A 9,390-nucleotide genomic window follows, 5' to 3' on the forward strand; every position below is an offset into this window, starting at 1 on the left:
GGGACTGCAGGTGGCAGGAACGTCTCGGGGAACGCTAGCGCAACTCCGTGAAAACCCCTCGATTCCCTGAGCTGGCAAGGCTAGACACGGCCGCCGTCCTCCCACGGGAGTCTGTATGCGCCTGCGCCTCACCGTCCTCTTGGCCGCCTTCTGTGCCAGCTGCACCACCACGCCTCCCCCGCCGCCCGCGCCGCCTCCTCCGCCGCCCCTGTCGCCCGAGGCCGCCGCCGTCTTTGCCCGCGCCGAAGCGCCCGGCCCCGGCGCCGCGCTCGTGGTGAACCTGGATGCCTTCGAGGCGCTGGGCCTCACGGGCAAGGCCCCCACGATGCAGCAGCTGGCGGGGATGGTCACCACCGTCATGTCCCAGCTCGCTGTCGAAGAGGGCCCGGAGGCGCAGCTGTTCGCCCGGGGTGCCGTGGTGAGTGCCCTGCTGCGCGAGTGGGGCAAGTGGCCCAACGTTCGCCGCTTCGCCTTCCTCGTGCCCTCGGACCGCTTCCTCGAGGGCGGACCCCAGGGGATCGCACACGTGGCAGTGGGCGCGCTGGCCGTGGATGAGGGCTCGCCGGACAATGCGCAGCTGCTCTCCAGCGTCGTCGCGCTCGTGCGCGCCGTGGCCGAGGAGCTGACGCGCGAGGGGGGCCCGGTGTACGTCTCCCTGCGCGGGCAGGATCTGTGCGTGGAGAGCGCCGAGGTGCCGCTCCCCGTGTGCGTCCGTCCCCGGCGTGGGCTGATCCTGTTCGGAGCCCCCTCTGCCCTTGCCGGCCTCGAGGTGCTGCCGCCCGTCAGCGCGCCCGCGGCCACTCCCGGCGAGGCGCCGCTGCTCGTGGGCCTGCGTCTGGATCTGGGCCCCAAGGGCCGCGGGCGTCTGGCCTTCACCGGCCGGGACGCGGTGCGGCTGGCGCTGAACCTGGAGGGAGCCTCGCCCAAGGACATTGCCATGATTGACGCCGTGGTGAAGAAGGCGCTCACGGACTTCGACACGCACCAGGTCGAGGTGCGCCAGCGCATCACCGCCGGCCTGGCCGAGGTGCAGCGCTCCATTGCCCAGGATCCCGCCGCGTCGCCCTCGTTGAAGCAGGCCGCCGCGGGCCTCACCTCGGAGCGGGTGGTGGACGAGAAGGGCTACTGGACCCAGACGCGCCAGTCTCTACAGGTGTCCTCCACGCAGGATGGCTTCGCCCTGGCCCTCACCCTCCCCGCGGGTGCCATCAAGGACCTGGCCGATCAGATGACCACCGGTGGTACCTCGGTGGCCGTGGTGGGCGTCATGGCGGCCATTGCCATCCCCAACTTCATCAAATTCCAGGCGCGTGCCAGGCAGTCCGAGGTGCAGACGAACCTCAAGGCCGCCTACACCTCCCAGCGCGTCTACTTCCAGGAGAAGGACCGGTATGGGCGCACCTTCGAGGAGATCGGCTTCGCGCCGGAGAAGGGCCGCCGCTACACCTACTGCATGGGCAAGCAGTGCCTGCCGTGTGATCGCGCGGACTGCAAGGTGGCGCCACCGCCCTCGCCCTGCCAGGGGCTCACCTCCGTAGGAAAGAGCCCCCAGGAGGGTTTCTCCGTCTGCGCGTACAGCAACCTGGACACGGACGACACCTGGGACGTGTGGGTCGTCGATCAGAAGGGCGAAGTGGAGAACCTGAGCAACGATCTGGAGTAGCTGGCCGGGCAGGCAAGCGCGCCACCCCCGACCCGGCGTAGAGTGGGCGGGGGAGGCAGCATGAACGTCCGGTCCCGCCGCTCGCTCATCGCTGGCGGCATCTTTGTGGTGCTCGCTGGCGTAGCACTGGCCATCGTCAGCTCGGAGGTGTGCCTGTCTGCATGGCTCTTCCAGGGCGTGCAGGTGAAGCAGTGCCCGGAGGGGCGCTTCCGGCAGACGGTGGGGTTTGAGATCGACAGCCTGGCGCGCGAGCGCATGGGCTTCGTGCGTGTCTGGGCCCTGGCCCACGGCATGAGCGCCCGCAACACGCGCCTCCTGGCGCGAATGAGCCGCTTGGAGGTCCAGCTGGTGCTCCTGGACGCCGCGGGCCAGGAGACGCCGCTCAAGCCAGAGCAAGACTGGGTGCGGGGCGATAACGGCGATCTCTCCGCGCAGGTGAAGCTGCCCGCGCTGCCAGATGGCGACTACCGGCTGCGCGCTCGCGTCACCACTCCCCTGGGGACCGACTCGGCGGAGGCCGTGCTGCCCCTCTACTCACCCGCGCGCATCCATGTCCTCACGGACCGGCCCCTCTACGAGCCTGGCCACCGCGTGCAGTTCCGCGCCGTGGCGCTGCGTGCCAAGGACATGGGTCCCCTGGATGGACGTCCGGGCAGGTGGACCGTGGTGGATCCCAGCGGAGAGGTGGTGCTGGAGGAGCGGGCCCCCGCGGGCCCCTGGGGCGTGGTGTCCGGCACCTTCCCTCTGGATCGCGGTGCTCCCATCGGCCGCTGGCAGGTGCGCTGGCTGAGCGGCGACGCCAACGGTGAGGCCTCCTTTCAGGTGGAGCCTTTCACCCTGCCGCGCTTCCGCGTGGAGGCCTCCAGCCCGCAGCCCTTCTGGCGCGCGGGGGACTTGCCCACCGTGGAAGGGAAGGTGCTCTACAGCTCCGGAGCGCCCGTGGCCGGCGCGGACGTGTCGCTCGAGTGGGATCACTCCGGAGCGTGGCCGCCCCCGTTGGAATGGTTCAAGGGGGGCGCGCTGCCCGCCAAGGTGAAGGCCGACGCGGCGGGGCGCTTCAAGGTGAGCCTGCCGCGCGTGCCCGAGGATCTGCGCGGCCAGGTCACGCTCTCCGCCTCCGTGACGGCCGTGGATCCCGCTGGGGATGCCGTGCGCGGCGGCGTCTCCCTGCTGCTCACCGAGGATGCCATCGCCGTCTCCGCGGTGACGGAGCTGCAGGAGGGCCTGGTGGAGAACTACAGCAACCGCGTGTTCCTGCGTGCCACCACCGCGGATGGGCAGGTGCTCCCAGGCGCCGAGCTGACCGTGAAGCGCGCGTGGGATTCCAAGGATCCCGGCGTGAAGACGGTGGCGGACGAGGAGGGTGTGGCGGCCCTGCAGCTGGATCCCGGCGTCGCCGTCAATGTCGTCGTCCCCGCCATGCCCGTGCGACGCCAGCCGCTCCCGGATCCCGTGGAGCTCTCTGCCTCCACGGATCTGCTCGCTCGCGACGGGGAGACGGCGCTGCAGGACCAGGTGGCCCTGGAGCGGTGGCTGCCCTCCTTCTTCCCCTGTGCGCGCTTCGTCACGCCGGAAATGGGAGGCGCCGGTGCGGCGCTGTCCGTGCGGGTGAGCGCCAGCGGAGCGGTGGTGGACGTGGTGGGCGGTGCCGGACGGCTCCTGGCCTGCCTCGCAGAGGTGGCCCGTGCTCGGACGCTGCCTCCTGGGCGTGAGCGCATGCTGCACCTGTCCTTCCAGCTCGTCGATCCCCAGCTCCCGACGCTCGCGGTGGAGCTGGAGCCCGCAACCGATGGGGCCCAGGTGTGGCAGCTCCAGGCGGCGCTGCAGGAGGCGGCGCGCGATGCGCGCGTGTGCCTGCCTGCGAAGCTCTCCGAGGAGTCGGATCTGCCCGCAACCCTCCGCTGGCGGCTCCGCAAGGGCCGGGCGGAGGTGGAGTTGGGGTGGGTGTCCAAGCCGAAGCAGGAGGGTGTCCCCATGCTCTCCGCGACGGTGCTCTCCTGCATCCAGGGCCGCTTTGCGCGCATGGCATTCGGCAACGTCGCGGTAGAGGAAGGGGCGGATGGCGAGCAGTCGCAAGGGGCCAAGAGTTCCTTTGACGAGATGGGTGTGGCGCGCCTCACCGCAGAGCCCGCGGCGGGCGAGGAAGGGGAAGCCCGGGCGCAGGACACCACGCGGCTTGGCTATGAGCTGGTGGTGAGCGCTCGAGTCGAAGGGAGCGACGTCGGCTCGACGAAGCTCTTCTTGCAGCCTACGCAGCTTCCCCCTCAGCGGCTGCGCGCCACGCCTGCGCTGGCCCGCGCTGGGGATGAGGTGCGCGTGGACCTGCTGCGCGGCCCCGGCTTCAACGGCTCGCTGCCGGAGAAGCTCTGGATGGAGGCGGGCGCGGCCCGGTTGGAGTCCCAGGTGGACACGAAGGCGCGCATGGCGAGCTTCCGCCTGCCTGCCGACTTCGAGGGCTGGGCCCAGGTGCAGTGGGACACGGCGGTTGCCCGCGTCTACGTGGCGCCGCGCGCGCAGCTCTCCGTGGAGCTGGCCTCCGAGAAGCCCGCTTACGCCCCCGGAGAAGTGGCCCGCATGCTGCTGCGCACCCGCGTGGATGGGAAGGACGGCCCCGCGGCCGTGGGCCTCATCGGCGTGGATGAGGGGCTGGCGCAGCTGGCGCCCCTTCCGGGCCCAGGTGTGCTCGGGAGTCTGCGGCCCGCGCCGACACTGACCAGCTCCGCCTTCGGGGTGCTCGATGGACAGGCGCTCGCCATGGGGCGCATCCGTGGTGCCAACGCCGCGGCGGCTGCCCTGCTGCGCGTCAGCTCGGTGCCGACCGTCCAGGACACGGAGCCGGCGCTGTCGTTCACCACGCAGGCCGCCTTCGAGCCAGAGGTGGAGCTGACGGATCCCTTCTACCGGGTGCTCGCCGAGCTGACCACCCAGGTGCGTGCCTGGGAGGAGAAGGCCCCGGAGGGGGAGACGCTGAGCCCCGAGGCCATGGCGAAGCTGTGGGAGCAGGCGCTGGCCGCCTGCGAGAAGCGCGGAGAGCCGGTGACGGATGCCTTCGGGCGCCGCCTGAAGCTGTCACGGCTGCCGTCAGAGCTGCTGGCCCTCACCGATCCACGGGTGGTGGTGGTGGGCGGGACGCGGCTGTCCGAGGACGTCGAGAACTGGGGCCAGTGGGTCGCCCGGGAGGCGCCATGAAGCGCGCACTGCTCATTGTCGGAGTCCTGTTCGTCGGAGTCCTGTTCGTCGGGTTGGTGGTGGTGTTGGTGGGGGACAACGTCCGCCGGCTCTTCGGCGCGTCCGCGTCCGCTCTGGCGGGCTCGCAAGAGGCGTCGGTGATGTACAAGAACGCGGAGCCTCTCTCTCCAGGCGCGCCCGCGGAGGCCCCGGAGCCGGAGAGCGTCGCCTCGGCGGCGCCCCCCGCAAGGGGCGATCGCATGAAGGCCCAGCCCATGAAGCGCAGGGAGAGCCCCAAGCTCAGCAAGGGCATTGGCGGCGTTGGGGCGTTGTCCAAGGTGGCGGACGCGGAGGGTGGCGAGCAGGTCGAGGCCGCTCCGAGCCGCGCCTGGTTCCCGGAGACGTTCCTCTTCGAGCCGCTCGTGGTGACGGACGAGGCCGGGCAGGCGACGGTGCCGGTGAAGGTGCCGGACAGGCTGACGCGGTGGCGGGTGCTGGCGCTGGCGCACTCGCGCTCGGGCGCGCAGGCGGGGGCCGTGGCGAGCTTCGCGGGCACGCTGCCCACCTACGTGGATCCCGTGGTGCCCGCCTTCCTCCGTGCCGGGGACTCGGTGCGTCTGCCCGTGCAGGTGGTGAACACCACCAGCGCCGCGGTGGAGCAACCCCTGAGGCTGGCGGCCGAGGGCGCGGTGGTGGAGGGCGCCAGCACCCGCACCGTGCGAGTACCCGCCCAGGGCAGCGTGGTGGAGTACGTGACGGTGAAGGCCACCCAGCCAGGCCCCGTCTCCATGCGGGCCTCGCTCGGCACGACGGACGCGGTGGTGCGCGGCTTCGAAGTGCTGCCCACCGGCCGGCCGGTGAGCCAGACGCGCGGGGGCTCGCTGGCGGCGCCGCGCACCCTGACGCTGGAGGGCCCCGCGGAGGTAGAGGAGGGCAGTGAGCGGGTGCGGCTGCTGGTCTACCCCGGTGCCCTGGGGGTGCTGCGCGCGGAGCTGTCCGCGGCGGCCGGGCGCGGCGGCCTGGTGGACGATGCGTACACGCTGCTGCTGGCCGGGCGCGCGCCCACGCTGCTGAAGACGCTCGGAGAGACGGGAGATGCCGACGCGCTCAAGGCCATGGCCTCTGTCTCAGGACAGCGCGTGCTGCGAGCGGCCCGCGCGCCGGATGTGCCCACCGCGGCACTGTTGGCGCAGGCGGCGCTCACCCACCCGGACAACGCGGTGCTGGCCCGGCTGGGAGAGCGACTCTCCGCGCAGGTGGCCAACGCCCAGCGCCCGGATGGCACCTGCCAAGGAGGCGATGGGTGGACGCTGCAGCGGCTGCTCGTGGCCACCGCGGACTGTGCCCAGGCCGTGCGCGCGGGGGCTCCGCTCTCCACGGCGGGCAAGCAGCGGGCCGCGGCATTCACCGCGCGAGCCATGGGGGCCTTCGAGCGCAACCTCTCGCGCGTGCAGGATGGCTACACCGCGGCGGCCATCCTCGCCAGCGGCGGGGTGACGGGCTCGCTCCAGGAGGCGCTGCGCACGAAGGTGCGCGAGGCCGTGAAGAAGCGGGAGGACGGCTCGGCATACCTGCCCGTGGATGCAGGGGTGCTGCGCGCGGATGGGACGGTGCCTGGCGAGCTGGAGGCGACGGCGCTGGCGGTGCTCGCGCTCGCGGGGGACAAGCAGGCTCCCCTGGCGGATCTGGGCACGTCCCTGCTCTCTGGCTACCAGCCGGGGTGGGGCTGGGGGGATGGGCGCGCCAACCTCCTGTGCCTCCAGGCTGCGATGGCGCTCTTCTCAGACCCGCTGCCCTCGCAGGTGCGGGTGGTGCTCGAGCGCGATGGGAAGACGGTGACCGAGGGCAACTTCGACGCCAAGGCCCTGCGTGACGTCTTGGCGCTGGAGGCGGCGGCGACAGGCTCGGCGGGAGCCCACACGTGGACGGTGCGCGCGGAGCCGGCGGTGCCCGGCCTGGGCTACTCGCTGACGCTGGGCGCGTACGTACCGTGGAAGGCGGAGAAGGGCCAGGGACTGGAGCTGGCGGTGAAGGCACCAGCCGAGGCGAAGGTAGGGATGCCGATCGAGGTGGCGGTGCAGGCGGCCTCCCCTGCGGGCATGCGGCTCAAGCTGCGCTACGCCCTGCCCGCGGGTGTCCAGGTGGACATGCCGAGCCTCGTGCGCCTCGTGGCCGAGGGGAAGGTGTCCCAGTACGAGGTGGAGGACGGGGCGCTGACGCTCTCGCTTCCAGCTCGAGGGGTTGGCGAGCCTTTCCAGGCCAGCTTCCGTGTGGTGCCGACGCTGTCGGGGACGCTGCAGGGAGGCGCCTCCAGCCTCTTCCCCGTGGAGCGGCCGGACCTCGTCTCGTACGTGCCTCCCTCCAAGTGGATGGTGCGCTGAGGGGCAGCGCTCCGAGGGCTTCCTAGCTGGGGCCGTACGCCTCGGGCCCCAACCCCGCGGCCCGCACGGCCTCGTCGCCGAGCCACTCTCTGGCCAATGCGAGCAGTCGGACTTGAGTCGGGACCTCGGTGAGGTAGTGCGTGCGCACCGCGGCGTCGGGGATGTCTTTCAAGCGAAGGTGCAGCCTCGAGAGGGTGGTGCGCATCAGCTCACGGGCCGCCTCGGACTGACCTGAGGCCTCGCGCGCCTCCGAGACGGCCAGGCGCAGCTCGAGCTCGCCATACCCGGCCAGGCCGCTGCGATCGAACTGCTGGAGGGCCTCTTCCCCCCAACGGAGCGCCTCCGCGACGCGCCCGCGCGCGAGCAGGATCCGCACCCGCAGCGCGAGGATGTCCCAGGAGTAGGCTGGGAACGACTGCGCCCATTCGCAGGCCTGGTGCACTTCCACCTCGGCGGTCTCGAGCAGGCCTCTCCGGAGCGCGATCTCGGCGAGCACGCCTCGGGCCTGGCCCTGGAGCGACGCGTTGTGGCCGCCGATGACGGCTCGAGCAAGCTGCTCGGACTCGTCGAGCCGAGCGATCGGCTCCGAGCGGGCCAGGAACCATGCGAGGTTCAGCCGCACGTACGTGAGCGGCAGCGCCTCGCCGCGCTCCTCGGCGACCGCCAGGTTCTCCCGTAGGACCGCCTCGGCGCTGGCGCGGTCTCCGAGCTCAACCAGCGACTTGCCGTGGTAGCTACCGACGACGCAGCGATAGACCCAGATCCCCGCGTGCTCGAAGCCCCTCACGGCCTCCTCGTGGGCACGCATGCGCGACCACGGGGCCTCCTTGATGAGGTTGTGGTAGTTGCCCTCGCAGGACCAGAAATACGCCCATGAGCTCGTATCGCTTGGGTCCAGGCGGGCACTCTCCTCGCGTATTCGCGAGAGAAGGCCGTGCGCTGCGTCGCGGGCGCCCGTGATGGAGAGCGTCACGCACAGCCACGTCCCTGACCGGATGTATTCAGAGCGTGCATCGGGGCTCGGCGACACGTCCAGGAAGCGCCGCGCGCAGTCCATGAAAGCCGCGGGCTGTGAGAAAGCGACGGCGGGAGCGAGGTGGTGGAAGGTCATGTACCAGCGCCTGCTCCCTGCAGGAAGCAGCTCGAGCGCCTCCGAGGCCAGCGCGATGGTCTCGGTGTACTGCTCGCGTCCCAGGTGAACGCTGGCCTTCAGGCTCAGCAAGGCGCCTCGCAGCTCGCCCTGAGGGCTGCAGCGCAGGCCCCGCTCGGCACACGACAAGAGCGCCTCGGCGTCGTTGGCCTCGGAGGCCCGATCCGCGGCCCGCACATAATGATAGACCGCCCGCTCAAGCTCCTTGCCCCGCTCGAAGTGCTCCGCGAGCGCCAGCGCATCCCGCTCTTCATGCTGCTCGAGCCACTCTCCCGCGAGCCGGTGGCCCAGCGCGAGGTCCGTCTCGGTGAGCATCCCATAGGCCCCCTCTCGGAGCAGCGCGTGCCGGAAGGCGAACTCCTCCTCCCCCGGAAAGCGGCTCTCCTGGCGGCGAACGAGCACCTCTCGCTGGACCAGGAGCAAGATCCAGTCCATCACCTGTCTCGTGTGCATGCCCCCGAGCAGCGCAGCAGTGGCACCCGTCCAGAAGGCTTCGCCGAAGATGCTCGCCGCCCGCAGGACCCGCCGCGCATCCGGCTCCAGCGCCGCGAGCCGCGACTGCACCATGGCCACGGCCGTGTCGTGCAGCGCGATCTTGCCGTCCGCCACGGTGCGGATCAGCTCCTCCAGGTAGAAGGCATTGCCCTCAGCCTGGGCGATGAGCCGCTCGAGGGCCTCCTGCGTCACGTCCTCGCCAAGGACCGCGCGCACCAGCCGCTCGCTGGCCCGGCGCGACAGCGAGCGCAGGTGGATCTCCTGCATGCCCCGTCCGCTCCAGAGTCGCGGGAAGCGCTCGTGCACCTCGGGCCTGGCCAGGCCCAGCACGAGGATGGGCCGATCCATGGCACTGCGGAGCGCCACATCCACGAAGCGCACGCTCGCGGCATCGCCCCAGTGCAGGTCATCCAGGACGAGCACGATGGGGTGCTTCGCGCTCTCGGCCAGCAGGAAGTCCTCGAAGGCCCGCTGCATCTGCTCGGCCATGAGCTGTGCATCCTGCCGGGCGGCGGTGAGCTGGGCACTGCCCG

At 71.5% G+C, this 9,390-nt stretch carries 4 protein-coding genes; 3 read left to right on the forward strand and 1 reads right to left on the reverse strand.

The annotated features are described in order from the left end of the window. The first annotated feature begins 115 nt into the window (after window positions 1-115). Genes VD972_RS45610 through VD972_RS33125 form a run of 3 tightly spaced genes read left to right on the forward strand, consistent with a single transcriptional unit; the run spans window position 116 to window position 7,212 of the window. Window positions 116-1,663 (forward strand): type IV pilin protein, encoded by a 1,548-nt coding sequence (locus VD972_RS45610; protein ID WP_414654174.1) that lies wholly within the window; start codon window positions 116-118, stop codon window positions 1,661-1,663. A gap of 60 nt (window positions 1,664-1,723) precedes the next feature. Beyond that, complete coding sequence (locus VD972_RS33120) at window positions 1,724-4,852, forward strand: MG2 domain-containing protein (protein WP_324992792.1); 3,129 nt, start codon at window positions 1,724-1,726, stop codon at window positions 4,850-4,852. After that, window positions 4,849-7,212: an alpha-2-macroglobulin family protein gene (locus tag VD972_RS33125; RefSeq protein ID WP_324992793.1), complete on the forward strand. Its 2,364-nt coding sequence runs from the start codon at window positions 4,849-4,851 to the stop codon at window positions 7,210-7,212. The genes VD972_RS33120 and VD972_RS33125 overlap by 4 nt, the downstream gene beginning before the upstream one ends. A 22-nt stretch (window positions 7,213-7,234) precedes the next feature. Here the strand turns inward: VD972_RS33125 and VD972_RS33130 are convergent. Then, window positions 7,235-9,390, reverse strand: a 2,156-nt coding sequence (locus tag VD972_RS33130; RefSeq protein WP_414654175.1) for an ATP-binding protein, incomplete at its 5' end; no start/stop codon positions are given.

Source organism: Hyalangium sp., from assembly GCF_035629615.1.
Lineage (GTDB): Bacteria > Myxococcota > Myxococcia > Myxococcales > Myxococcaceae > Hyalangium.

Bases quoted from the DNA above. Each gene is read 5' to 3' on its own strand.
- VD972_RS33120 (WP_324992792.1), top strand. From the start codon at position 1,724: ATGAACGTCCGGTCCCGCCGCTCGCTCATCGCTGGCGGCATCTTTGTG.
- VD972_RS45610 (WP_414654174.1), top strand. From the start codon at position 116: ATGCGCCTGCGCCTCACCGTCCTCTTGGCCGCCTTCTGTGCCAGCTGC.
- VD972_RS33125 (WP_324992793.1), top strand. From the start codon at position 4,849: ATGAAGCGCGCACTGCTCATTGTCGGAGTCCTGTTCGTCGGAGTCCTG.